Here is a 365-nt window from a genome sequence, read left to right on the forward strand (position 1 = left end):
ATGGTACTGACCGATTGGGGGTGGCGGCTTCTGGACTCCGGTTCTTATTGCACAATCGTCACAGGATATACCGCTGATTTTTGAGCCGTCGGATTCAGTTTGGCCATTTCCGGTGCCAGCTTGCCCAGATCGCTGGCGCGGCTGCTGGATGACGGGTGAGTAGACATGAATTCCGGTACGGAACTGCCGCTGGCTTGCTGCATTTTTTCCCAGAGTGTTACTGCCGAGGTTGGAGAGTAACCGGCACGGGTGGCCAGCTCGATACCAATACGGTCGGCTTCTGTTTCGGCTGTGCGGCTATTGGGCAATTGCAAGGCATATTGAGCTGCCAGAGCACCGCCAGACAACACCATGGCGTTGTTGTC

General features: G+C 55.9%; 1 protein-coding gene. It reads right to left on the reverse strand.

Annotated elements, in window-relative coordinates; genetic code table 11:
* Positions 1 to 44: 44 nt before the first annotated feature.
* Positions 45 to 365, reverse strand: a 321-nt coding sequence (locus Q4563_RS17210; protein WP_303605362.1) for a M48 family metalloprotease, incomplete at its 5' end; no start/stop codon positions are given.

The organism is Gilvimarinus sp. 1_MG-2023, from assembly GCF_030548285.1.